We start from the raw sequence: 23,037 nt of genomic DNA, 5'->3' as shown, positions 1-23,037 counted from the left end.
TCCAGTTACTGTAACTTGCGCTTGGCAAGTTCAATCGCCAAAGCACCGATGTTACCGGCGCCCTGCGTGATAATAATGTCGCCGGCCTGGGCGATGTCTTTGATTACCCCAGGTACGGCCTCAATGCCCTCGACAAAAATCGGCTCCACTTGGCCGCGGACTCGAATGCTGCGGCTGAGATGACGACCGTCAGCGCCGGGAATGGGTTCTTCACCCGCGCTGTACACTTCCAGTAAAACCAGTGCATCCACCGACGACAGCACATCGACAAAGTCCTCGTACAAGTCGCGGGTGCGGGTGTAACGGTGTGGCTGATACACCATTACCAGGCGGCGCTCCGGCCAACCATCGCGAATCGCCTGAATGGTCGCCGCGACTTCTCGAGGGTGGTGACCGTAATCATCCACCAGCATGGCTTCTCCGTCCCCCACCGGGTAGTTGCCATAGACCTGAAAACGGCGGCCGACGCCGGCAAAGTTTTTCAAACCACTTTGGATAGCCTCATCAGCTATCCCTTCTTCCATCGCTACCGCAATTACAGCGGTAGCGTTGAGCACGTTGTGCATTCCGGGAATATTCAATTCAATAGCCAAAGGCTTGGCATTACCCGGGCGCAGGACTTCGAACTGAGTTTGGGTTTTGTTCTTGCGCACATTCACTGCTCTGTAGTCACACCCCTCTGAGAGTCCGTAAGTGACCGTCGGGCGACCTAAATCTTCGATAATTTCCATCACCACCGGATCGTCCTTGCACAAAACGGCAAGACCGTAGAACGGCAGGTTGTGCAGAAACTCGATAAAGGTTCTCTTCAAACGGGAAAAGTCACCTTCATAGGTTTCCATGTGATCCGCATCGATGTTGGTAACCACGGCCACCATGGGCTGCAAATGCAGAAACGATGCATCGCTTTCGTCCGCTTCAGCCAACAGGTAACGGCTACCCCCCAACTGAGCATTACTCCCAGCGCTGTTGACCAGGCCACCGATGATGAAGGTGGGATCGCGTCCGGCCGCTGCCAGCACCGAGGCCATCAAACTGGTGGTAGTCGTTTTGCCGTGGGTTCCGGCCACGGCAATGCCGTGGCGATAGCGCATCAGTTCACCCAACATTTCCGCGCGTCTTACGATGGGGATCCGTCGCTCACGAGCGCTGACCATCTCGGGGTTTAGATTGTTCACCGCGCTGGAGTTAACCACCACATTCGCACCTGTCACATTTTCAGCATTGTGACCAATAAATATTGTTGCCCCCATGGTCCTTAAGCGTTGGGTCGCGCTGGATTCCTTGAGGTCGGAGCCAGAAATTTCATAGCCCTGGTTCAGTAATACTTCCGCAATGCCACTCATACCCGCACCGCCAATACCGATAAAATGAATACGGCGAATGCGGCGCATCTCAGGCACTTGGTAGTATTCGATGGTCTTATCCACGCACAAACTCCAGACAGTGTTGCACCACATGTTCAGCAGCATTTGGCTGAGCCAACTGCCGACCTTTTTGAGCCATGCTTAGCAATTTTTCTCGTGTATTAAATTGTTCCGTCAGCAGCGCCACCAACCGTTCAACCGTCAGTTCCGCCTGAGCGATTGAATGGGCCGCCCCGACGTCCACCAAATGCCTTGCATTCTGAGTCTGGTGGTCATCAATGGCGTGAGGAAACGGAATAAGAATCGCGGCCACGCCCACGTTCATTAGCTCAGAGACGGTGAGCGCTCCAGCCCGGCAAATCACCAAATCGGCCCACGCGTAAGCATCCGCCATATCATCAATAAACTCATGCACATCCGCTTGCACGCCCTTCTGGCTGTACAGCGCCATGGTGCTTTCACCGTGACCACGGCCCACTTGATGACGCACCTGCGGACGCTGTTCTTCAGCGAGGCTTGCGAGCGCCTCTGGCAGCAGTTCGTTGATAAAGCGCGCACCCAAGCTGCCACCTAACACCAGCAAGCGCAAAGGACCCGATCTGTTTTCAAAGCGCTGAGTGGGCGCGGGCAGGCTGGCAATCTCCTGCCGCACAGGGTTACCCACCACCTCTGCATTCTTAAGCACATCTGGAAATGCCGTGAGGACCCGTGTCGCCAAGCGTGCCAACAAGCGGTTGGTGGTGCCGGCCACGGCATTCTGCTCGTGAATTACCAACGGCTTGCGCAACAAACGGGCTGCCACACCACCAGGCCCGCTGGCAAAACCGCCAAAGCCGATAACAAGATCGGGACGGGTTTCACGCATTACCCGCACGGCGCGCCACAGTGCCAGCGCAATTAACCCAGGCGCTTTCAGCAAACCCAGAATTCCGCGCCCGCGCACTCCTTGCACAGGCAGAACAAACAACGGGAACCCGGCCTCGGGGACTACGCGCACTTCTATACCTCGTGGACTACCCAACCAGGAGACCTGCGCGCCCTGCGCTTGCAACACTCGAGCAACCGCCAGCGCGGGAAATACGTGCCCACCCGTACCGCCGGCCATAATCATGATGTGTAACGACGTAGGTGACATCATGCAGCCTCCGCCATAACCGTTCGCCTAACTCTGGCTGTGCGAGGACGTTTCTGCACTTGAGGCTCAGCCTTCACGTGTAACTCTGATTCCACTCGCAGCACCAATGCCAGCAGGGCACAACCAATCAACAAACTGCTGCCGCCATAACTGATAAACGGCAAAGTTAGCCCTTTGGTGGGCAGCAGACCGGCAGCCACACCTACGTTAATAAAGACTTGGAAGGTAATCAGGATGGCTACACCGAACACAGCCAAAGCCGGAAATACAGAGCCCGCCTCTAAAGACGCCCGAGCCACCACAAACATGCGGAAAATCATCGCGGCGAACAAGCCGATCACGATAACGACACCTACCAGCCCAAACTCTTCTGCCAGAATGGAAAAGATAAAATCGGTATGCGCCTCGGGCAGATAGAAGAGCTTTTGCAGGCTGTTACCCAGCCCCAGCCCAAACCATTCTCCGCGCCCGAACGCAATCAAGGACTGAGTCAGCTGATAGCCGGTATTAAATTGATCCGCCCAAGGGTCCAGGAAGGTAATGAGTCGCTGCAACCGGTAGGGAGAGGTAATGGCAACAATAGCCAGGAGCCCGCCAGCCAGCGCCACCAACAGCATAAAGTGCCGCAACTTTACGCCGGCAATAAACATCATCGCAAAAGCGGTGCCACTTAATACCACGGCACTGCCAAAATCTGGCTCCAATAGCACCAAAAAGGCGAGCAGCCCGATCACCAAACAGGGCTTGGCAAAACCGCGCCAGCCGGTGTAGAGCTCCTGGTGGCGGCGAGCGAAGTAACTGGCAAAAAACACCACGACACTGAACTTAGCCACCTCGGACACTTGTATCGAAATGATGCCTAAATCGATCCAGCGCCGCGCTCCGTTCACTTCTCTGCCAACCCCCGGAATCAGCACCAGCACCAACAGTAAGATCGTTACCAGCAACAGCCATCCACTGTAACGCTGCCACTGTTCAACGGGCACAACAATTACCGCCAAGGCCAAAACCAATCCCATCAACAAATACACAGCATGCCGCTTGGCCAGAAACCAGGGATCTCCATACTGTTCCGCAGCGAATGCCACGGAAGAAGAAGAAATCATCACCAAGCCAATGGAGAGCAACGCCAACCACAGAAGAAGCAGGGTGGGGTCTATGCGCGACGGCAAGGACAACAAGGTTTGCTCGCGGAAGCGGATCATAGTCATGCCACCAGCTCCTTAACCGCTGCGCAGTAGGCCTGCCCACGATGTTCATAGCCGTTGAACATGTCGAAGCTTGCGCAGGCGGGTGACAACAGTACGGCATCCCCGCTTTGCGCCAATAGCCGCGCCTGGGACACCGCATCGGCCATATCCTTGGCAAGTACGATCTGCACCGCACTTGCCAACGCCTGCGCCAAGCGATCGGCGTCTTTGCCTATAAGCACAACCGCACGTACATGGCGTTGCGAGGCGGGCTTTAACGGTGAGAAATCAGCCCCCTTGCCCTCGCCTCCCGCAATCAACACCAGCTTGTCATAGTCGGTCGACAGCCCCTCGATAGCGGCGAGCGTTGCGCCAACGTTGGTGCCCTTGGAATCGTTGAAATAGTCCACGCCGGCGAGATTCCGAATCCACTCACACCGGTGCGGCAGGCCCGTAAACGCGCGCAACGCCTCCAGCATAGCCTCGTGCTTTAAACCAGCGGCATGGCCAATCGCCAAGGCCGCCAAGGCGTTGTCCACATTGTGGGTGCCTTTAATTTTTAGAGCGGAAGCGGGCATTAGGGGCTCAAACTGCCAGGCCAACCAGGTACCGCCGTCTCGCTCCAGCAAACCGAAACTGTTGAATTCAGCTTTACCGCCAAAGCCGACGGGTTTCACGCCCACACCCAGTGGTGGTTGCGTCAGTACATCGCGGCGGTTGACAACGATTTGTTGTGCCCCGTAGTAAATCCGCAGCTTGGCGGCGTGGTAGGCCTGCAGGCTGGAGTAACGATCCATGTGATCGGCACTGACGTTGAGAATGCAGGCTACACTGGCGTTAAGACGACTAACGCTTTCGAGCTGAAAGCTGGACAGCTCCAGCACATAGAGTTCGACACTATCATGGAGTAAGTCCAGGGCGCCGACACCGATATTGCCGCCGACGGCCACGTTTACACCATCACGCTTTGCCATTTCCGCAACCAAGGTAGTGACGGTACTTTTCGCGTTGGAACCCGTGATGGCTACTACTGGCGCTTTCGCATGGCGAGCAAACAATTCAATATCGCCTATCAGCGGCACGCCAGCTTCAGCGGCTTGAAGCAATACCGGCGAACTCAAAGGCACCCCTGGGCTGACCACAACTTCATGAGCCAACGACAAAGATTCGAGTTTCAGCTCTCCCAGCTCCAGTGCACCTGAACCAAACTCTGTTCGAATCTGTTCCGCATTAGCCAAATCTTCACGCGTGTCAAAAATGACAAACGGCTGGGCCTGACGCACCAAAAAGCGCGCCACGGACAGGCCGGTCACACCGGCGCCGACGATGGCGGTTATTTGGCTTGTGGCTATCAGTCCAGACACAACAGCTACCTTTTGCTTAACGCAGTTTCAATGTCGCCAGCCCGAATGACACGAGCATGACGGTAATAATCCAAAAACGCACAATGACTCGGGGCTCTGGCCAGCCTTTCAACTCAAAGTGATGATGCAGCGGCGCCATGCGGAAAATACGCCGGCCGGTCAACTTGTAAGAGGCTACCTGCAGGATCACCGAGACGGTTTCCATGACGAATATGCCCGCCATAATAAAGAACACAATTTCATGGCGAATCATGACGGCCATCACGCCTAGGGCAGCGCCGAGCGCCAGCGCGCCAACATCGCCCATAAACACCTGGGCCGGGTATGTGTTGAACCACAAAAAGCCCAGCCCTGCGCCCATCAACGTCGCGCAGAACACCACCAGCTCACCAGCGCCGGGAATGTGGGCAATCTGCAGATAGTTGGCGAACTCAACGTGGCCAGACAGGTAAGCAATAATGCCCAGCGCAGCGGCAATCATCACAGTTGGCATGATGGCCAGACCGTCCAAGCCGTCGGTCAAGTTGACCGCGTTGCTCGAACCCACGATCACGAAATAACTGAATACGATGTAAAACAGCCCCATATCCAGGGCGATGTTTTTAAAGAATGGGACAAACAACTGAGTTTCCGCAGGTATGGCAGCGGTGTAATACAAAAATACCGCCGCACCCAATCCGGCCACGGACTGCCACAAATATTTCCAGCGTGCCGGCAGACCACGCGGGTTTCGATGCACCACTTTGCGATAATCGTCGACCCAGCCCACGGCTCCAAATGCACCGGTAACCACGAGCACTACCCACACATAGCGGTTGCTAAGGTCGGTCCACAACAGTGTGCTGATAAAAATTGCCGCCAAAATCAAGGTGCCGCCCATGGTGGGAGTTCCCGATTTGGTCAGATGTGTTTGCGGACCGTCACTGCGAACCGCTTGGCCAATTTGCAAGTAGTTGAGCCTGCGAATCATCCAGGGGCCGAGCAGCAAAGAAATGATCAGGGCAGTGATTACCCCAAACAGCGCGCGCAGGGTAAGGTATTGGAACACCGCCATGGCGCGAATGTATTCCTGTAAAATTTCAGCGAGCCACAATAGCATTATTCTTCTTCTCCGGATTCGCTCAAGCCGCGTACCACCAAGTCCATCTTGGCGCTGCGAGAACCTTTTATAAGTACTTTACTGGTAGCATCCACGGTGCCCTTCAGTGCGGTAACCAATGCTTCGTGCGTGTCGTAATGGTGAGCACCTGTGCCGAACGCCTCTGCCGCATGAGCGCTGAGCGGCCCGAGCGCAAACAAAGCGTTCAGGCCTTTTTCGGCTGCGTAGCGTCCAATCTCCCGGTGCAACTCTTCAGCCTCATCGCCCAGCTCGCCCATATCTCCCAGTACTAAAATTTGCCCGTCATCATAGTGGGCCAAAACATCAATGGCGGCGCGTACCGACCCTGGGTTGGCGTTGTAGCTGTCATCAATAATCAAAGCGCCCGCGTACCCTCGTGACTGGGACTGCCGACCGGCTACCGGCGAAAATTCCTTTAAGCCGTCTTGAATGTGCTGCAAAGAGGCGCCGACCGCGATGGCACAAGCGGCAGCCGCGAGGGCGTTGCGCACCGTGTGCTCTCCAGCGCCGCGCAATTCGATGGCGACCGGGCCAAGCGGTGTAATAAGCGTGAAGCGCAGGTTCTCCGCGCCCTGTTCAATGGCTTCGGCGCGACACTGCGCTGCAGGTTCGTACAGAGAAATCCCTATTACTTTTCGATCAACCATCCGAGTCCGCCAGCGTGGCGCAAAGGCATCATCAAGATTGATCACCGCTGTGCCATTAGGGCCGAGACCGCTGTAGATTTCGCCTTTGGCCTTGGCCACATTCTCCAGCGAACCGAACCCAGCGATATGCGCCTGCATGACGTTATTCACCAGAGTCACATCAGGCTTGGCCAGAGTGCACAGGTAGGCAATTTCGCCCATGGCGCTGGCGCCCATCTCGATCACGGCGTAGCGGTGTTGAGGCCCTATTTCCAATAGCGTTAAAGGCACTCCGATGTGATTATTCAGGTTGCCACGAGTGGCGAGGGTGTCCCCCATCTGGCTGAGAATCGCGGCCAACATGGTCTTCACCGTCGTTTTTCCGCTGCTGCCGGTAATCGCAACAACCGGACCGGGAAAGGCATCCCGGTTCAAAGCACCCAGATGGCCGAGGGCGGCCAAAGTGTCGTGAACGATCAACTGCGGTAGCGCTAGATCTGGGCGCTCCTCTTCCACCACCACGGCACAAGCACCTGCCTGTGCCACTTGTGACAGAAAGTCATGGCCATCGAAGCGATCACCACGCAGGGCGATAAACAAATCACCGGTACTGATGTGTCGGCTGTCGGTGCTTACGTGCTCGAACTCCGCATCGCCGTGACGCAGGCGCGGAGAGAGTGATTCCGGGATACGCTTAGCCAACTGAGAAAGCGAAACAGAAGTCATCATGACGATACCTCCTCACGCTGTTTGTCGAGCCGGCGCTGAAGCGATTGGGCCACGTGCTCGACATCACTAAAAGGTAGGGTTTTATCGGCAAACAGTTGGTAGTCCTCGTGGCCTTTCCCCGCGATCAAGACAGTATCGCCAGCGCGGGCTTGTTGAACCGCCAAGTCAATGGCCTGGGCCCGATCGGCGATCACCAGACAATTGCTGGGGTTGTCCATACCACGCACGATATCGGAGGCGATCTGAGCGGGATCTTCTGTGCGGGGGTTATCATTGGTGACGATAGTGAAATCACTGTAACGCTCAGCCAAAGCACCCATGGCGGGGCGCTTGGCTTTGTCCCGGTCGCCACCACAGCCAAACACACACCACAAGCGGCCGGTTAAATGGTCCTTCAATGCCTGCAGAGAATTTTTCAACGCGTCAGGCGTGTGGGCGTAGTCCACAATCACTTGAATGTCCTGTTGGTCGTCATCCACTATCACCGGCTGCATACGGCCGGGCGCAGCCTGCAAGTGTGGCACGGCGTTGAGCACGTCTTCTAACGAGTGCCCCTCGCAGCAAGCGGCGGCTATGGCGGCAAGTAAATTGCCCATGTTAAACCGCCCCAGCAATCGGGTATGCACTTCGCCCTGCCCCCAGGGTGTGACTACCAAAGCACTCACACCGGAGCGCTGGTCAACCCGCTCAGCCAGATGGATGTCAGCGTCGGTATTAGCGACCGAATAACTCAACCCGGACACTCCCGAAGGCAACTGTGTTAACAAACCGGCCGCCCAGGGGTCATCCAAATTTACAATCGCGTGACGCAGCCCCGGCATGGTCAGTAGACGCTGTTTGGCGCGCCCATAGCTTTCCATGTCGCCGTGGTAATCCAGGTGATCGTGCGTGAGATTGGTAAAGATCGCGGCGTCGAACTGCAAGGCCGCCACTCGGCCCTGCACCAAACTGTGGGAGGACACTTCCATACTCACGCACGCAGCGCCGCGCGCCACCAAGTCAGCCAGAATACGCTGCACGCCGATGGCATCCGGAGTGGTCAATCCGGTGCTGGTCAGCGCATCCAACCGAGCGCCCAAGGGTGCATCACTTTCCAGGACGCCATAACCCAATGTACCCACTACAGCAGCACGCTCACGCAACAAAGACGTGAGTTGAGCCAACAGTACGCTGCAGGTGGTTTTGCCATTGGTACCGGTGATACCCACAAGCCACACTTTATGGCTGGGATCGCCGTAACAACGGCCGGCGATGGCGCTTAGCTCTGAACCTAAATGCGCGATCGGGATAATAGGCACCGGCGTGAACACCGGATCCTGCCAACGCTCTCCGGCTTCAACCAATACCCCCGAGGCACCTTTGGCTACCGCATCCTCTATAAAGTCGCGACCGTCGTGTTGGGCGCCGCTCAGGGCGACAAAAATTTCACCAGCTTTGAGCGCTCGGCTGTCCAGACTCAAACCCGTCACTACAGTGGCGCTGGCTGCGGCCAAATCGTGATCAGGCAGGAGTTGACCCAGGGTCAATTGTGAAGTGATCAGCGCCATCAGGACAAAGGCCTCCCTCTCCGGGGTTGCTCGACCAGATTTTGCAGGGATTCGGTTTCAGGCGGAACCTGAAGCAAGCGAAGCGCCCGCTCCGCCACCCGGGCGAACACCGGTGCCGCCACTTGACCACCAAAATAAAAGGTTTCCGATGGCTCATCGATAACGACCACCGCCACGATGCGCGGGTTGTCCGCCGGTGCGAAGCCAGCGAAAGAGGCCAAGTGCTTATTGTCCATGTAGCCGTTGGCACCCACTTTACGCACAGTACCGGTTTTTCCGGCCACGGGGTATGAAGGCAGATTCGCCCGATGGCCAGTTCCGTTCGGGCTAACAGCCAAACGCAGCATGTCCACGATCGACTCACTCAGCGCTTCATCCACTACCCGTTCCGGCTCCGGAACGTCCGTCAGGCGCAGCAAAGACGGTGGACGCTTGAGCCCGCGCGTGGCCAGCACACCATAGGCTTGCGCAAGCTGCAGCGAACTTAGATTCAACCCGTAACCGAAGGCAAAGTTGGCTTGCTGGATCGGATGCCAGCGGCTGTACGAAGGTAAGAGCCCTACACCTTCACCGGGGAAGCCAGTGCCGGGGGACTGGCCCAAACCCAGACGCCCGTACATGCTGCGTATGATGTTGGGCTCCATGGCCAATGCCAGTTTGGTCATACCCACCTGACTGGACTTGGCAATAATCATTGGCAGATCCAGGGCGCCGTAATTGGCAGGATCCAAAAGCATATGCCCGCCCACATACACATGGCCGGGGCTGGTATCGATAACGGAGTCCGAACGGAATTCTCCCGCTTCCATTGCGGCCATAACGGCGAGCGGCTTAACCGTAGAACCCGGTTCGAATAAGTCGGTCAGTGCTCGGTTTCGCAATCCGGTAGCGCTAACGCGGTTGCGGTCATTGGGGTTGTAAGCGGGCTGATTGGTCATGGCCAGAACTTCACCCGTGTGCACATCCATAATCACCAAAGAGCCACCTATGGCCCCGTGACTGCGTACCGCGGCTTTCAGTTCGCTATGCGCCAAGTATTGAAGACGCAGATCAATGCTCAGCGCCAGACTACGACCCGGCCGCGCGGCTCTAATAAGTTGCAACTCTTTAACGGTGTTGCCACGCAAATCCTTGAGTACTTGTTTGGCGCCGCTTTCGCCGGAGAGCCAAGCATCGTAGGCCAGCTCCATTCCCTCCTGGCCGCGATCGTCAATATCCGTAAACCCCACCAAATGTGCGGTCACTTCGCCGGCGGGGTAAAAACGCCGGTATTCCCTTTGGCTGGAAACCCCGGGAATATTAAGCGCCAACACTTGTTCTGCCTGATGGGGAGGCAAGTGGCGGCGCAGATACATAAATTCTCGACTGGCGAAACGAGCCAGGCGCGATTCCAGACGTGCTTTATCCCAACCTAATGCTTCGGCCAGTTCCGCCCACCGGTGGGGAGCTTGAATCAACACCTGGGGATCAGCCCACAAACTTTCTACCGGCGTACTTACTGCCAGAGGCTCACCATTGCGATCGGTAATGACACCGCGGTAGGCACTGATGGGCTCGGTGCGTAAGGTGCGCGCCTGCCCCTGGTTTTGTAAAAACTGAAACCCCCGATCCGTATGAGGCAGCACTTGCAGACTGGTTACGCGCCAGAGTAGAGCCAAACACAGGGCGAGCACCACCAGCGCCACTAAGTAGACGCGCCAACGCGGCAATGTCAGTTTTTGCGCTCGGCTCATGGCAACACCATCACAATATGCTCAGCCTTGGGCACTTTCATCGACAGCTCATCTTCCGCTAGTCGTTCAATGCGGCCATAGGAGGCCCAAGTGCTTTGCTCCAATAAGTACTGCCCCCAGACCACTTCCAGCTCGACCGCTTCACGGCGGAGTGTTTCCAGTGCATCAACTCGCTGACGGACCTCATGGGTGGAAGCCACAACCCCCAGGGCAGACGCCAAAACCAACAACCACAGCACGACCACCGGCACAACCCAGTTGATGTCGTTACGCTGCTTGCGATTGGCGACTATTTTCATTTGACCTCTAGAGTCCCGAAACCGTCGGGGATAGTTTTTCTGCAACTCGCATAATGGCGCTCCGGGCTCTGACATTACTGGCCACTTCCGCCTCGCTTGCCCGCTGCGCCTTACCAATGCTGCGCATACGGCGCTTAAGCTGATCGTCCCGTACCGGCAGGTTGGCTGGCAGGGCTTCGCCTTTTTCCTGTCGGCGAATAAAACGCTTCACTATTCGGTCTTCCAGGGAGTGAAAACTGATCACTACCATCCGGCCGCCGGGGGCCAACACGGCCAACGCCTGCTCAAGAACTGACTCCAAATCCGTCAACTCGTTATTGATATGGATGCGAATGGCTTGAAACGCACGCGTGGCGGGATGCTTATTCTTTTCCCAGGCAGGGTTGGCATCCTTAATTACCTGCGCCAGACGCGCGGTGCGAGTAAAGGGTTCTCTCTGCCGCTCCTCTACCAAAGCTCGTGCAATGCGCTTGGCAAAGCGCTCTTCACCGTACTCTTTCAATACTTTGGCGATCTCTGTGTCGCTGGCGGTGTTGACCCACTCAGCGGCACTTTGGCCCCGAGTTTGGTCCATGCGCATATCCAAAGGTCCGTCTTGTAAAAAGCTGAAGCCCCGCTCGGGGACATCTAACTGGGGCGATGACACCCCCAAATCCAACAGCACTCCGGAGACCTGGCCGGTCATGCCCCGCTCTTCCACCAAGTGTTTTAATTCGGCAAAAGAGCCCTGAGAAATCGAAAAGCGCGGATCGCCGCCAAAGTGCTCCCGCGCGGCCGCTACCGCAACTACATCCTTGTCGATTCCCAACAGTCGCCCTTGTGCGGATAGGCGCTCAAGAATCAAGCGGCTGTGGCCGCCACGCCCGAAGGTTCCATCGACATAAAAACCGTCTGGATTCGTGATCAGGTCGTTGACGGCCTCTTGCAATAGAACCGTTTGATGTTGCGACTCACTCATGGGCAGGCCCTGTTAGAAAACCAGTGACTGCAGCTCTTCCGGCAAATCTTCCTCGCCGGGCTCATCCAGGAGCGCGCTCCAGCTGTCTTCGCTCCACAACTCCAGCTTGTTGCCCAGCCCGACCAGCATCAGTTTTTTATCCATGCCGGCGTAGCTGCGCAGCGTCGGTGGAACCAGGATGCGACCGTTGCCGTCCAGCTCCAGCGGGCAAGCGTAACCAATCAACAGGCGCTGAATACGGCGCGAGGCTTTTCTCATGCCCGGCAGAGCCTGAAGTTGTGGCAGAATTTCCTGCCACTGGGGTTCGGGATACACCAGAAGGCAGCGCTCCTCCGGGTGGGCAGTCAGCACCAAACGGCCATTGCACGACGCCAACAGCGCATCCCGGATGCGGGTTGGTATCGCCATGCGACCTTTTGGGTCCATATTGATGGAATGACTGCCTGTAAACACTTTTCACCACTTATGTTGGGCGGATTTCCACAAAAAACCACTATTACCCACTTTTTACCACTGCGCACACTATAAATCTGGGGCAAGCAAAGTCAAGCAAGCAATGACGTATCTGCGGCGAAATACCATCGAACGTGCAGGAAAGCTGGAGGGATAAACAGGGAAATGCGAAAACCAGGCAAGAGAGTTTTAGGGCAAATAGAAGCAAATGAAGGGGATGGGCAACAAACTTAATGTATTACATTAAGTTAGCAATCTTTTTGCATTAAAAATGGAGGATGACTAGAACCAGAGCGTCTAAGCGGAGAATAAAATGGAGTCGGCCTGTAAGCCGGGTCCTGTCGAGGACAGTCATTCATCTGGGATGTGCGTCACCGCACACCTCAAGCGACCTACCCGAACCCGATGCGGGCCGCACCAATGGGTTCCTATTTGGTCTTGCTCCGAGCGGGGTTTACCATCGCCACAGACTGTTACCAGCTGCGCGGTGCGCTCTTACCGCACCTTTTCACCCTTACCGTTGATCGACCGAAGCCAATCACTTAGGCGGTATACTTTCTGCTGCACTTTCCGTAGGCTCGCGCCCCCCAGGCGTTACCTGGCGCCCTGCCCTATGGAGCCCGGACTTTCCTCCCCAGTGCCTCGAAGTGCCGAAGCCTTTCTACGCACCAGAGCGACTGCCGAGCCGACTCCGCTGAGCAGATTACCCGCAGGGCCAAGAAAGCGCAAGCCCGGGTTAAGACAAAATTTTGGCGGCAAAATCCCCGAAATGCTGTGTGTATCCCAGCATTTCGGGGTTTTCTCAACTACTATTTTCTTAATGAGACGGCTAATCCCAGGCGGTCGATCGCTCGCGCCTTCACCCCGAGCGAACCACTTGAGTACTTACCCGAAAAGATAATAAGGAGTCTCCGGTGAAAAATAACACCATTAAGTCCCTGGCAGTCATGATTGCGGCGGCTTCCGGTAGCACCGCTCTAGCCCAAACCGGCCCCGCCCTGGAGGAGATTTTGGTCACCGCCCAAAAACGGGAGCAAAGCCTGATGGATGTGCCGGTTTCGGTAAATACCCTGAGCGGCGAAAAAATTGCCGAGACCGGCATCGCCAACATGGAGGGCATGGCCGACTACATTCCCAGCTTCAACATAACCCAAACCGGCATTGGCACCACCATTTCCATCCGCGGCATCAGCTCCGGCGTCAACCAGGGTTTTGAACAATCCACCGCCCAGTTTGTGGATGGCGTTCACTTCGGGCGCGCACAACAAGCCCGGGCGCCGTTTCTGGATGTTGAGCGAGTGGAGGTGTTGCGCGGCCCCCAGAGCATTCTGTTCGGCAAAAACAGCACCGCTGGCGCCGTCAGCATCACCAGCGCTCAACCCACTCGCGAAACCACGGGTAGCATTACAGGGCTGTACGAGCCCAACCATGGCGAGCGGGATATTCGAGCGGTCGTCTCCGGCCCTATGAGTGACCAGTTCAGCGCTCGTGTGGCCATGCTGGACCGCTCCATGGACGGCTACATGCGTAACACCACCCTCGGCCGCGACGAAGCCCAGGAGCAGGACCGAGTGATCCGCGCCACCTTCAATTGGGATCCATCCCCCGATTGGCACGTATCGCTAAAGCTAGAAGATGCTTCTTTCGATCGTGAAGGTCGCAACTTGGAAGTCATTGAACCCACCACACTGGAGGGGGGCGTAGCCTATGCCGACGTCTTAGCGAATCTGACCTCACAGCTCACTGGCGGTACAAACGTTTACCACTTGGATACCCAACAGGACTTCCGGCGCCAATCTTTGGCGGGCTACAGCGAGGACAACAACCCTTTGGGGGACTACAGCGAGAACAACAGCCGCCACGGCATTCTTACTATCGAGACCCTACTGGGCGATCACACGCTGACATCCATCAGCGGCTACACCCAGTACGACTATGAAGAGCTGTGCAACTGCGATTTTGTGGGTGTGCCCCTGATCAACATTGCGTCGGCCGAGGATTACAGTCAGTGGAGCCAGGAACTGCGCCTGGCCTCGCCTCTGGACCAACCCATCAGCTATCTGGGTGGACTCTTCCTCCAGAGCAGCAACCTGACCTTCGACGACGCCACCCGCGTCCCCGACGGCAGCTTCCTGCCGCCAGCCTTGGAGGCAGGCGGCATTGCCGGTGCGAGTCTGCTCAACAACACCTCCAGCCAGCGAGCGTTTGAGCAGGACAGTGATCTTTGGGCACTGTTTGCTCAAGTCACCTGGAATGTGACCAATGAATTGAATGTCACCTTTGGCGGTCGTTACACCGACGAAGAAAAAACCGCCAGCCGGCGTCAGTTTCATGTAGCCAACGGGCAAGAGCTACCCATAGGCTCCCCTTCTGACCCCCACAACACATTATTTGGCCTGTTCAATATTGAGCCCTACGACACCATTACTGATACTCGCAACGAAAGCGGCTTCACGCCTTCCGTGATCGTTCAGTACGATTTGAATCCCACGGATATGGTTTATGCCAGCTATACCACCGGCTACAAATCCGGCGGTTTTGACGTGCGCTCCAATGCCCACCCGGACCCCACGGTCAACAATGCGTTTAACGTCAGAACCGGGGAGCCCATGCCCATCACTGGCGTATTCCAATTTGAAGAAGAAAAAGTCACTAACTACGAACTGGGCGGTAAATTCAGTTTGGCCGGCGGCGCCGCGGAGCTGAATGTAGCTCTGTTCCAATCCGAATTCACGGATCTACAAACCAGCCAATTCGACGGCGCCTTCAGCTTCAACGTGACCAACGCGGCAGAAGCTACGGTACGGGGCGTGGAAGTGGATGGCCGATGGTTGCTCACGCATAACCTAATACTCAGCGGCGGCTTGGCGTGGCTCGATTTTGAATACGACCGCTTTCCCACGGCGCAGTGTTATTTCGGCCAAGCCCAGCCTGGCGTCACCCGCTGTGACGCCAGCGGCAAACGGCGTGAATTCACCCCCGAGTGGCAAGGCAACTTGGGCTTGAATCATCACGTCAGCCTGGGCCGTATGGGTTTAAACAGTACCTTGGATTTGATCTACAGCGATGACTACTACACGGCTCCGACCCTGGATCCGCGCATGCGTCAAGACAGCTACGTTAAGGTCAACGCCCGTGTGGCACTGCAAGGGGAAGGGGATCGTTGGGAGTTGGCGCTCATTGGCAAGAACCTCACCGACCAAGCGATTGTGACTCACGCAAACGGCTTACCGATCGCCACGGTGCTAACGCAAAATACCGGCACCGCGTACTACGCGTTCTACGAGCGGCCGCGCAGCGTGGCCCTGCAAGGCACCCTACGTTTTTAACGCTGGGGGCAAAATCCTAGTGGCCCTGAGTTTTATCCAGAGCCCACTGGTAAAGGAAGTTCTTCTTCAGGCCGGTCAGCTTGGCCCCCAAGCTGGCCGCTTGCTTAAGCGGTAATTCTTCCAATAGTACACCCATGATTCGCTCCGCTTCAGAATCCAATTCTGAACCGGCATTTTTGGGCGCCCCCTGTACCAGCAGAACAATTTCGCCCCGCTGCTGATTGGAATCGCCCGCCACAAACTCGGTCAGTTCCGCCAAGGGGGCACTGTGAATAGTCTCAAAGGTTTTCGTCAGCTCCCGCGCCAACACCGCTTCGCGCTGACTACCGAACACCTGCTGCATATCACGCAGGCATTCCAGCACTCGGTGCGGCGCCTCGTAAAAAATTAAGGTGCGGGGCTCACGCGCCAAAGCGTCCAGCGCATGCCTGCGGGCGCCGGACTTAGCGGGAAGGAACCCTTCGAAAGAAAAGCGATCAGATGCCAAGCCCGAAGCGCTGAGCGCCGCCACCAAAGCACAGGGGCCGGGGATAGGAACCACCGTGAAACCTCGTTCGCGCGCTGCACGAACCAATCGATAACCGGGGTCGGACACCAAGGGTGTACCCGCATCGGAGATGAGAGCCACGTTTTCACCGGTTTGCAGGCGCCCGAGCAAATCCTCAAGCCGTCGATCATCACTGTGATCATGATAGGCAAGTGAAGGGGTTTCGATAGCAAAGCGAGCCAGCAGCCGACCACTGTGGCGAGTGTCCTCGGCGGCAATGACGTTTACCGATTGTAGAGTTTCTATCGCTCGCGGTACCATATCGTCCAAATTGCCGATTGGCGTGGCCACCACGAAGAGCGTGCCCGTCGCGCTGCTATAAGTCATAAGTGGTCTCTCGTCATTAATCGGCACATAAGGTTTGCACCTAGGAGAATTCATGTTGAACCGGGGAATTTATTGTGCGCTTGCAGCACTTATGGCGCTGGCGCTGGCCAGCTGCGGCAGCACGCCCACGCAATCAACCTTCACGGACGATCCCGTTACTCTCAGCGCCGAGCAGATCGAGGCCCGCGTTCGGGAACTGGTGGATTCAGCACGCGCCAGCAGCGGCCCGGAGCGGGATGATTATCTTCTGCGAGCCGCCGAGCTTCTGGTTCAGCAGCAGGAAAACGACTGGGCCAGAAACCTGCTCACTTCCATCGATGCACGCCAACTGGAAGATGCCGCGTTTATCAAGCATTCGCAATTACTCGCCCAGGTCGCCCTACAAGACAGCTCGTACCTGTTGGCCGAGAGCATTCTAACCAACCCCCGCCTCGAGCAACAGTGGTACGACTTAAGTCCCGAGCAGGAAGTGGCATTGCGAGGCATGCGCGCTGTGCTCTTCGAACGGCGCGGAGAAATCCCCAGCGCCATCAATGAGCGGATTCAGTTGGGCTCGCTGCTGACAACCGAAGAAGACGAATTGCACAACCGGGAGGCCATCTGGCACAGCCTGATGACTCTGCCCCGCAACGAGCTGGAAGGTCTCGCGCGGCAAGAGAGCAATTACACATTGCGTGGCTGGTACAGCTTGGCGGCACTGAGTAAGAACAATCAGACCAACCTGGAACGCCAGCAGCAACGGGTCGAGGAGTGGCAGAGTGACTGGCCCCAACACCCGGCCAACCGTAACTTGCCCCAGGACCTGCAACTGCTTCGGCAGCTGGTGGAACAAGCGCCTTCACAGATCGCATTGTTGTTGCCACAACAGGGCAATCTCGCTCAGGCCGGGGATGCCGTGCGTGATGGCTTTATGGCCGCGTACTATCACGCCCTCAGCGAACAGAGCCGGGTCCCGCAAATTCGTCAGTACGACAGCGCCGGCGACATCGACATACTGACCCTGTACGAACAAGCCGTCGCCGAGGGAGCCGAATTTATTATTGGCCCCCTGGATCGCGACAAAGTGCAAACGCTGAGCGAGCAGGAAGAGTTACCGGTACCCATACTCACACTCAACTACACAGAGAGCTCCAACCCGTATTTAGCCGGCCTGGAAAGTCCCGCAGGCTTTTACCAGTTTGGACTGGCCGCCGAAGACGAGGCTCGCCAAGTGGCCCGCCGGGCATATCTGGATGGCCACCGCTACGCTCTGGTGATTACGCCTGATCGCAACTGGAGTGAACGCAGCGCTCTAGCGTTCACCGACGAGTGGTTGGCCCTGGGTGGCCACGTGGTAAATATCAGCCAATTTATCAACAGTGGCTATTCGCGCATCATCCAGGAAGCGCTACTGATTGACCAAAGCCAAGCCCGAAGGCAAGAGCTGGTGCGCTTGTTCGGTGCCCAAGTGGAGTTTGAGCCCCGCCGGCGTCAGGACCTGGACATGATTTTTTTGATTGCCAATCCCGAACAGGGCCGGCAAATCAAACCCACTTTGGCGTTCCACTACGCCGGGCAAGTACCCGTGTATTCCACTAGCCACATTTACTCCGGCGAGGAAGACCGTGCCAGCGATGGCGATCTCAACGGCGTACGTTTCAACACCATGCCTTGGCTGTTCGACCAGGACAGTCCCGAGAAACAAGCCATTGTCGAGCATGTGCGCGCACCTGCCATTTACAGCCGTATGCACGCCTTAGGGGTGGACGCCTACCACCTCCACCCGCGTCTACCGCAACTGGCACAAGTCACTCAGGCGCGACTCTACGGAGCCACAGGCGCCCTACAGATGTTGCCAGGTGGACGTATCGAGCGCGAACAGGTCTGGGTTGAGTTCAGCCGAGGTACCGTGCAGCCCCTGGCACCCACACTTGCCGATATTGAAGTGGAATAGCCGTGAGCCTCTGGCCATCGAGCAACAACCAGGGCCAACAGGCCGAAGCGCTGGCCGAAACTTTCCTACAGCGCCAGGGCTTGCAGCCCCGCGAACGCAACTATCGCTGCAAGGCTGGGGAAATTGACTTAATCATGAGCCAGGGCGAAACCTTGATCTTCGTCGAGGTACGCCTGCGCAGCAACGCCCGTTTTGCCAGCGCGGCTGAAAGTGTGGATGCCCGCAAACAGCACAAACTGCTCCGGGCGGCACAACACTATTTGCTACAACGCCGATTAACGGACAAAGTCCAGTGCCGATTCGATGTGGTGGCCTTCGACCGAGGCCTGAAGCCCGACGGAATTACCTGGCTACCAAACGCGTTTGGCGCCTGAGGCAAGCTCACCGAATAAGATGTCTGCCGAGTGCCTTCGACACGACGGCTAGTGTGGATTTACCCCAACCAAGAGCGATAACGCATTATGGACCAAAGGGTCATCAACCTTTTTCACGAAAGCATCGAAGCCAAGATGCAGGCCGGGGAGAGTCTAGCGCCCCAAATCGCCCACGCCAGCGAAGTGCTGGTCGAAGCCTTACTCAATGAGAGCAAAATACTGACCTGTGGCAATGGCGTGTGCGCAGCCCAGGCACAAATTCTTACCTCTTGCCTGCTCAATCGGTTTGAACATGAGCGCCCCAGCCTGCCCTCGTTCAGCTTAGGTGCGGATTACATAACCCAGAGCGCCATCGCCTCTGACTACAGTAATAACGACATTTATGCGAAGCAAATTCGAGCACTTGGACAAGCCGGTGATGTTCTGGTGTTAATTACCACCAGTGGCAACTCAGCCAATTTGCTGCAAGCGATCAGCGCCGCACACGATCGAGACATTCGCGTAGTCGCGCTGACCGGTGGTGACGGAGGCGATGCAGCCGCATTGCTGGACAACCAAGACATCGAACTGCGCGCTCCCCTGGCATCCAAAATTCGCATTCATGAAGTGCATTTGCTGACGCTGTTCTGCCTGTGTGATTTAATTGATCGACAACTTTTTGGGAGCCACTCCTGATGTTCCGTGCCTTACTTCCCATCATGCTCCTGCTCAGCATTGCCTTCGGGTTAAACGGCTGTGCCCGAGTCGTCAGCGCCACCACCAGCGAACCCATTGAACTCAATCCCGGCAAACGCAGCTTGGGCGCGCGTCTGGACGACAACCAAATCGAAACCGTAGCCAAAGTTAACATTGGCAAGGCGCATGAGCGGCTTAAGGAAGCGCCCATCAAAGTCAACAGCTACAACGCCGTGGTTCTGTTAACTGGCCAGGTTCCCAGCACCGAAATGCGTGAGCTGGCGGCGCGAACCGTCAGTGATATTCACAGCGTGCGCCAAGTGCACAATGAATTACAGGTGGAAGCTCCCATCCCCATGCTCACGCGCACGAAGGACACCTGGTTGGGCACAAAAATTAAAACCAAATTGCTGGCCAGCCGAGATGTGGAAGGCCGACGCATTCGAGTGATTACGGAAGACAGCGCGGTTTACTTGATGGGCTTGGTCTCCCGCGCGGAAGCCGACCGAGTGACCGAAATTGTTCGTCACACCAGCGGCGCCAGTAAAGTAGTGCGGGTATTTGAATACATAGACTGACAAACCCTGACACGTCAGGGAAAACGGAACGTATAAACACAATAAACTGAGAGGATGGACCATGAACATCACAGTTATCATCATAGTGGCGGTTGTCGCGGCACTGTTTTTCTTCACCATTGCCGTGTACAACCGCTTGGTAGCACTGAAAAACCGTTTCCAAAATGCATTTTCGCAAATCGAAGTGCAACTCAAACGCCGCTATGACCTGATTCCCAATCTGGTCGAAACGGCCAAATCGTACATGGCGCACGAGCGCGAAACCCTGGAAGCGGTAACCCAGGCACGCAATCAAGCGCTGGCGGGTTTGAACGCGGCCAAAGCCGCACCCGGAGACAAAGGCGCCATGGCACAACTTTCCGGAGCTGAAAACTCTTTGACGGGTGCCCTGGGACGACTGAACATGGTGATGGAGGCCTACCCTGACCTGAAAGCGTCACAAAACATGGCGCAGCTGTCCGAGGAACTCACCAGCACCGAAAACCGCGTCGCCTTTTCCAGACAAGCGTTCAACGACTCGGTAATGGAATACAACACCTACAAACAAAGCTTTCCGCAAGTCATGCTAGCCCCCATGGTCGGGCACGGTGAAGACGCTTCTTTGTTGGAATTCGCGGACAGCGCCGCCATCCAGGAAGCGCCCAAAGTCTCCTTTTAATAAAAATATTTCTCATAATTTGGTGAGAGCTAACGGACCGCTATCATGAACTTTTTCGAGCACCAGGACATCGCCAGGCGCAACACTCGCCGCCTGGTGCTTTTGCTCAGCTTGGCGACGCTAACCTTAATCGCCATTACCACTTTGGTGTTCGCCGTGGTCATGCTTGGTCTCAACACCAACGGCTACGTCACTTACGAAGATCAGGGTCTCTGGGCCGCACTAACCTCGGTCGTGGGCTGGCAGGCCTTAACGGTCATTGCCACACTGGTGTTGCTTTTTGTCAGCATGGGTGGTCTGTTCAAAATGCTGCAATTGCGCAGCGGCGGGCGAGCCGTCGCCGAAGCCCTGGGGGGCAAGCTGATTAACCTCAACAGCGCCGGTGCCGACGAACGCCAACTGCTTAATGTGGTGGAGGAAATGGCCATCGCCTCGGGCACTCCGGTACCGCCGGTGTATTTGCTGGAGGAAAAGTCCATAAACGCCTTCGCTGCCGGCCACACACCTCAGGATGCGGTTATCGGCATCACCCGGGGCGCCATCGAACAACTCAACCGCGATGAGCTGCAGGGCGTCATTGCCCATGAGTTCAGCCACATACTGCACGGTGACATGCGTTTGAATATCCGCTTGGTCGGTTTGCTCAATGGCATACTGGTGATTAGCCTCCTGGGCCATATGATGTTACGCAGCGCCTACTTCCGTGGTCCACGCCGTTCCAATCGCGACAACAGCCAAATGGCGATTCTCAGTCTGGGCGCGTTACTGATACTTATCGGCTCCATTGGTACATTTTTTGGCAACTGGATCAAAGCGGCGGTGAGCCGGCAACGAGAGTTCCTCGCCGATGCCTCGGCCGTGCAGTTCACCCGCAACCCGGACGGTATAGCCGGCGCCCTGAAAAAAATTGCCGGCTCCTCTGTGGGTTCAAAACTGCAAGCCTCTGATGCCGCCGAATTCAGCCACATGTATTTTGGTCAGGGTGTAGGAAGTTCTTTTAATCGCATGATGGCCACCCACCCACCCGTGGATGAACGTATTCGGCGCATCGCGCCCCAGTGGGATGGGCAAGCTCCCAGCGCAAAAACAGCCTCACCGGACAGCAGCGCGCCAGCCAGTAATTTTCAGGCCGGCAGCACCGACATCAACGCGGTGGACGCTAGTATTGAAAGCATCGGCCAAGCCATGCCGCAGCACTTGGCGCGCGCCCAGCTACTGCTCGCCTCCCTGGATACGCAACTGCGCGATGCGGCCCACGACACCTTTGCCGCTCGCGCCTTGGTATTCGGCTTACTGCTCTCACGGGATGAGGCGGTGCGCGAACGCCAATGGCAGCACTTGGCTGAGGTCACGGCCGACGGAGACTGGGAGAATCTAAAGCCGCTCGCTGAGGCCGCTCGAGACACAAACCCCGAGGGGCGTTTACCCTTGCTGGAACTGGCTCTACCCGCGTTAAAGCAATTGTCCAAAGGCCAGTATGCGGAGTTTAAAAAGACCGTTGAATACCTGATTGCCGCCGACGGACGGATTAGCTTAATGGAATGGGCCCTGTCCCGAATTGTGTTTCAGCAACTTGAGGCGCAGACGCCGACTCGAAATACACTTAAGCTCCGCTATTGCCAGCGTGAGTGCGAATTGGTGCTATCGTTGACCGCCCATGCTGGGGCCCGAGACGCCGATGAAGCACGGGGCGCGTTTGCTGCGGCCAACGCCGAGCTTCCCTTCGCTGATCTGACTTTAATTCCGAGCAATCAAATCCAATTGACGCAGTTGGACCGCGCTATTGAACGGCTTAAACGGCTTAAACCACTTGAAAAACCGGCTTTGCTCAAGGCCATGAGTCGTGCGATTTTCTACAATGATCGCGTCACTGCCATTGAGGCCGAATTGTTCCGAGCATTGGCCGACAGCCTTGATTGCCCTGTCCCCCCGATATTGGCGGGCGAGCACTCTTAACGAGCACTACTGCGGGTCTAGAAACCCGCAGGGCATTCCTCCTCTTCTCAACCTCAATGCCGACCTGCGCCGCCCCGGTTAAATATTGTCAGGCAAACAGTTATAATCACTTCCCTATAAGCCCACCAACCATTGAGGT

At 56.5% G+C, this 23,037-nt stretch carries 19 protein-coding genes and 1 other RNA gene; 7 read left to right on the top strand and 13 right to left on the bottom strand.

Going from position 1 to position 23,037, the window contains the following annotated elements:
* Window positions 1-5 precede the first annotated feature (5 nt).
* The 12 genes from murC to rnpB all read right to left on the bottom strand — a co-directional run bounded on the left by murC (window position 6) and on the right by rnpB (window position 13,214).
* Window positions 6-1,460, bottom strand: coding sequence for a UDP-N-acetylmuramate--L-alanine ligase (murC, locus tag RBH33_RS00160; RefSeq protein ID WP_306730705.1), 1,455 nt, complete (start codon window positions 1,458-1,460; stop codon window positions 6-8).
* Window positions 1,423-2,505: an undecaprenyldiphospho-muramoylpentapeptide beta-N-acetylglucosaminyltransferase gene (gene murG / locus RBH33_RS00155; protein ID WP_306730091.1), complete on the bottom strand. Its 1,083-nt coding sequence runs from the start codon at window positions 2,503-2,505 to the stop codon at window positions 1,423-1,425. Before murG ends, murC begins: the two co-directional genes overlap by 38 nt.
* Window positions 2,502-3,707: a putative lipid II flippase FtsW gene (ftsW, locus tag RBH33_RS00150; RefSeq protein WP_373568215.1), complete on the bottom strand. Its 1,206-nt coding sequence runs from the start codon at window positions 3,705-3,707 to the stop codon at window positions 2,502-2,504. The genes murG and ftsW overlap by 4 nt, the downstream gene beginning before the upstream one ends.
* Before the next feature lie 2 nt (window positions 3,708-3,709).
* Window positions 3,710-5,056 carry a UDP-N-acetylmuramoyl-L-alanine--D-glutamate ligase gene (gene murD / locus RBH33_RS00145; protein WP_306730089.1) on the bottom strand — a complete coding sequence of 449 codons (1,347 nt, stop codon included), beginning with the start codon at window positions 5,054-5,056 and terminating at the stop codon, window positions 3,710-3,712.
* Between the two features lie 16 nt (window positions 5,057-5,072).
* Complete coding sequence (mraY, locus tag RBH33_RS00140) at window positions 5,073-6,155, bottom strand: phospho-N-acetylmuramoyl-pentapeptide-transferase (RefSeq protein ID WP_306730088.1); 1,083 nt, start codon at window positions 6,153-6,155, stop codon at window positions 5,073-5,075.
* The gene (locus RBH33_RS00135; RefSeq protein ID WP_306730087.1) at window positions 6,155-7,531 is read right to left on the bottom strand and encodes a UDP-N-acetylmuramoyl-tripeptide--D-alanyl-D-alanine ligase; all 1,377 of its coding nucleotides are present in this window, start codon (window positions 7,529-7,531) and stop codon (window positions 6,155-6,157) included. Before RBH33_RS00135 ends, mraY begins: the two co-directional genes overlap by 1 nt.
* Window positions 7,528-9,078 (bottom strand): UDP-N-acetylmuramoyl-L-alanyl-D-glutamate--2,6-diaminopimelate ligase, encoded by a 1,551-nt coding sequence (locus tag RBH33_RS00130; protein WP_306730086.1) that lies wholly within the window; start codon window positions 9,076-9,078, stop codon window positions 7,528-7,530. Before RBH33_RS00130 ends, RBH33_RS00135 begins: the two co-directional genes overlap by 4 nt.
* Complete coding sequence (locus RBH33_RS00125) at window positions 9,078-10,811, bottom strand: peptidoglycan D,D-transpeptidase FtsI family protein (protein WP_306730085.1); 1,734 nt, start codon at window positions 10,809-10,811, stop codon at window positions 9,078-9,080. The genes RBH33_RS00130 and RBH33_RS00125 overlap by 1 nt, the downstream gene beginning before the upstream one ends.
* Window positions 10,808-11,110, bottom strand: a complete 303-nt coding sequence (ftsL, locus tag RBH33_RS00120) for a cell division protein FtsL (RefSeq protein WP_306730084.1) — start codon at window positions 11,108-11,110, stop codon at window positions 10,808-10,810. Before ftsL ends, RBH33_RS00125 begins: the two co-directional genes overlap by 4 nt.
* 7 nt (window positions 11,111-11,117) lie before the next feature.
* Entirely contained in the window at window positions 11,118-12,068 is a 951-nt protein-coding gene (rsmH, locus tag RBH33_RS00115) for a 16S rRNA (cytosine(1402)-N(4))-methyltransferase RsmH (RefSeq protein WP_306730083.1), read from the bottom strand.
* A 12-nt stretch (window positions 12,069-12,080) separates the two neighbouring features.
* Complete coding sequence (mraZ, locus tag RBH33_RS00110) at window positions 12,081-12,521, bottom strand: division/cell wall cluster transcriptional repressor MraZ (protein WP_306730082.1); 441 nt, start codon at window positions 12,519-12,521, stop codon at window positions 12,081-12,083.
* 311 nt (window positions 12,522-12,832) lie between these two features.
* Window positions 12,833-13,214: RNase P RNA component class A (gene rnpB, locus RBH33_RS00105), an RNA gene on the bottom strand.
* A gap of 221 nt (window positions 13,215-13,435) precedes the next feature.
* On the opposite strand from rnpB, the gene RBH33_RS00100 reads away from it, so the two are divergent.
* Complete coding sequence (locus tag RBH33_RS00100; protein ID WP_306730081.1) at window positions 13,436-15,850, top strand: TonB-dependent receptor; 2,415 nt, start codon at window positions 13,436-13,438, stop codon at window positions 15,848-15,850.
* Window positions 15,851-15,866: 16 nt separating this feature from the next.
* Here the strand turns inward: RBH33_RS00100 and rsmI are convergent, their stop codons facing one another.
* On the bottom strand, window positions 15,867-16,724 hold the full coding sequence (rsmI, locus tag RBH33_RS00095; RefSeq protein ID WP_306730080.1) for a 16S rRNA (cytidine(1402)-2'-O)-methyltransferase: 858 nt from the start codon (window positions 16,722-16,724) through the stop codon (window positions 15,867-15,869).
* A gap of 52 nt (window positions 16,725-16,776) precedes the next feature.
* Between rsmI and RBH33_RS00090 the strand changes: the two genes are divergently transcribed.
* The 6 genes from RBH33_RS00090 (at window position 16,777) to RBH33_RS00065 (ending at window position 22,898) form a co-directional block, all read left to right on the top strand.
* Window positions 16,777-18,657 (top strand): penicillin-binding protein activator, encoded by a 1,881-nt coding sequence (locus RBH33_RS00090; protein ID WP_306730079.1) that lies wholly within the window; start codon window positions 16,777-16,779, stop codon window positions 18,655-18,657.
* Window positions 18,658-18,659: 2 nt separating this feature from the next.
* Window positions 18,660-19,031 (top strand): YraN family protein, encoded by a 372-nt coding sequence (locus RBH33_RS00085; RefSeq protein WP_306730078.1) that lies wholly within the window; start codon window positions 18,660-18,662, stop codon window positions 19,029-19,031.
* Between the two features lie 87 nt (window positions 19,032-19,118).
* A complete protein-coding gene (locus RBH33_RS00080) occupies window positions 19,119-19,706 on the top strand; it encodes an SIS domain-containing protein (protein WP_306730077.1) in 588 nt (195 codons plus the stop codon).
* Window positions 19,706-20,284 carry a BON domain-containing protein gene (locus RBH33_RS00075; protein WP_306730076.1) on the top strand — a complete coding sequence of 193 codons (579 nt, stop codon included), beginning with the start codon at window positions 19,706-19,708 and terminating at the stop codon, window positions 20,282-20,284. The genes RBH33_RS00080 and RBH33_RS00075 overlap by 1 nt, the downstream gene beginning before the upstream one ends.
* A gap of 61 nt (window positions 20,285-20,345) precedes the next feature.
* Complete coding sequence (locus RBH33_RS00070) at window positions 20,346-20,942, top strand: LemA family protein (protein WP_306730075.1); 597 nt, start codon at window positions 20,346-20,348, stop codon at window positions 20,940-20,942.
* 45 nt (window positions 20,943-20,987) lie between these two features.
* A complete protein-coding gene (locus tag RBH33_RS00065) occupies window positions 20,988-22,898 on the top strand; it encodes a M48 family metallopeptidase (protein WP_306730074.1) in 1,911 nt (636 codons plus the stop codon).
* Window positions 22,899-23,037 lie beyond the last annotated feature (139 nt).

This window comes from Marinimicrobium hydrolyticum, from assembly GCF_030848505.1.
In the GTDB taxonomy this organism is placed as follows: domain Bacteria; phylum Pseudomonadota; class Gammaproteobacteria; order Pseudomonadales; family Cellvibrionaceae; genus JAVDDU01.
Note: the sequence above shows the minus strand (reverse complement) of the source record. Positions and strands in the feature narration are given on the sequence as shown.

Excerpts from the sequence above, each read along its gene's own strand:
- RBH33_RS00070 (WP_306730075.1), top strand. The coding sequence starts at position 20,346 with ATGAACATCACAGTTATCATCATAGTGGCGGTTGTCGCGGCACTGTTT.
- murC (WP_306730705.1), bottom strand. The coding sequence starts at position 1,460 with ATGTGGTGCAACACTGTCTGGAGTTTGTGCGTGGATAAGACCATCGAA.
- RBH33_RS00090 (WP_306730079.1), top strand. The coding sequence starts at position 16,777 with ATGTTGAACCGGGGAATTTATTGTGCGCTTGCAGCACTTATGGCGCTG.
- RBH33_RS00065 (WP_306730074.1), top strand. The coding sequence starts at position 20,988 with ATGAACTTTTTCGAGCACCAGGACATCGCCAGGCGCAACACTCGCCGC.
- ftsW (WP_373568215.1), bottom strand. The coding sequence starts at position 3,707 with ATGATCCGCTTCCGCGAGCAAACCTTGTTGTCCTTGCCGTCGCGCATA.
- ftsL (WP_306730084.1), bottom strand. The coding sequence starts at position 11,110 with ATGAAAATAGTCGCCAATCGCAAGCAGCGTAACGACATCAACTGGGTT.
- RBH33_RS00075 (WP_306730076.1), top strand. The coding sequence starts at position 19,706 with ATGTTCCGTGCCTTACTTCCCATCATGCTCCTGCTCAGCATTGCCTTC.
- RBH33_RS00135 (WP_306730087.1), bottom strand. The coding sequence starts at position 7,531 with ATGATGACTTCTGTTTCGCTTTCTCAGTTGGCTAAGCGTATCCCGGAA.
- mraY (WP_306730088.1), bottom strand. The coding sequence starts at position 6,155 with ATGCTATTGTGGCTCGCTGAAATTTTACAGGAATACATTCGCGCCATG.
- murG (WP_306730091.1), bottom strand. The coding sequence starts at position 2,505 with ATGATGTCACCTACGTCGTTACACATCATGATTATGGCCGGCGGTACG.
- RBH33_RS00125 (WP_306730085.1), bottom strand. The coding sequence starts at position 10,811 with ATGAGCCGAGCGCAAAAACTGACATTGCCGCGTTGGCGCGTCTACTTA.
- rsmH (WP_306730083.1), bottom strand. The coding sequence starts at position 12,068 with ATGAGTGAGTCGCAACATCAAACGGTTCTATTGCAAGAGGCCGTCAAC.
- RBH33_RS00130 (WP_306730086.1), bottom strand. The coding sequence starts at position 9,078 with ATGGCGCTGATCACTTCACAATTGACCCTGGGTCAACTCCTGCCTGAT.
- RBH33_RS00080 (WP_306730077.1), top strand. The coding sequence starts at position 19,119 with ATGGACCAAAGGGTCATCAACCTTTTTCACGAAAGCATCGAAGCCAAG.
- rsmI (WP_306730080.1), bottom strand. The coding sequence starts at position 16,724 with ATGACTTATAGCAGCGCGACGGGCACGCTCTTCGTGGTGGCCACGCCA.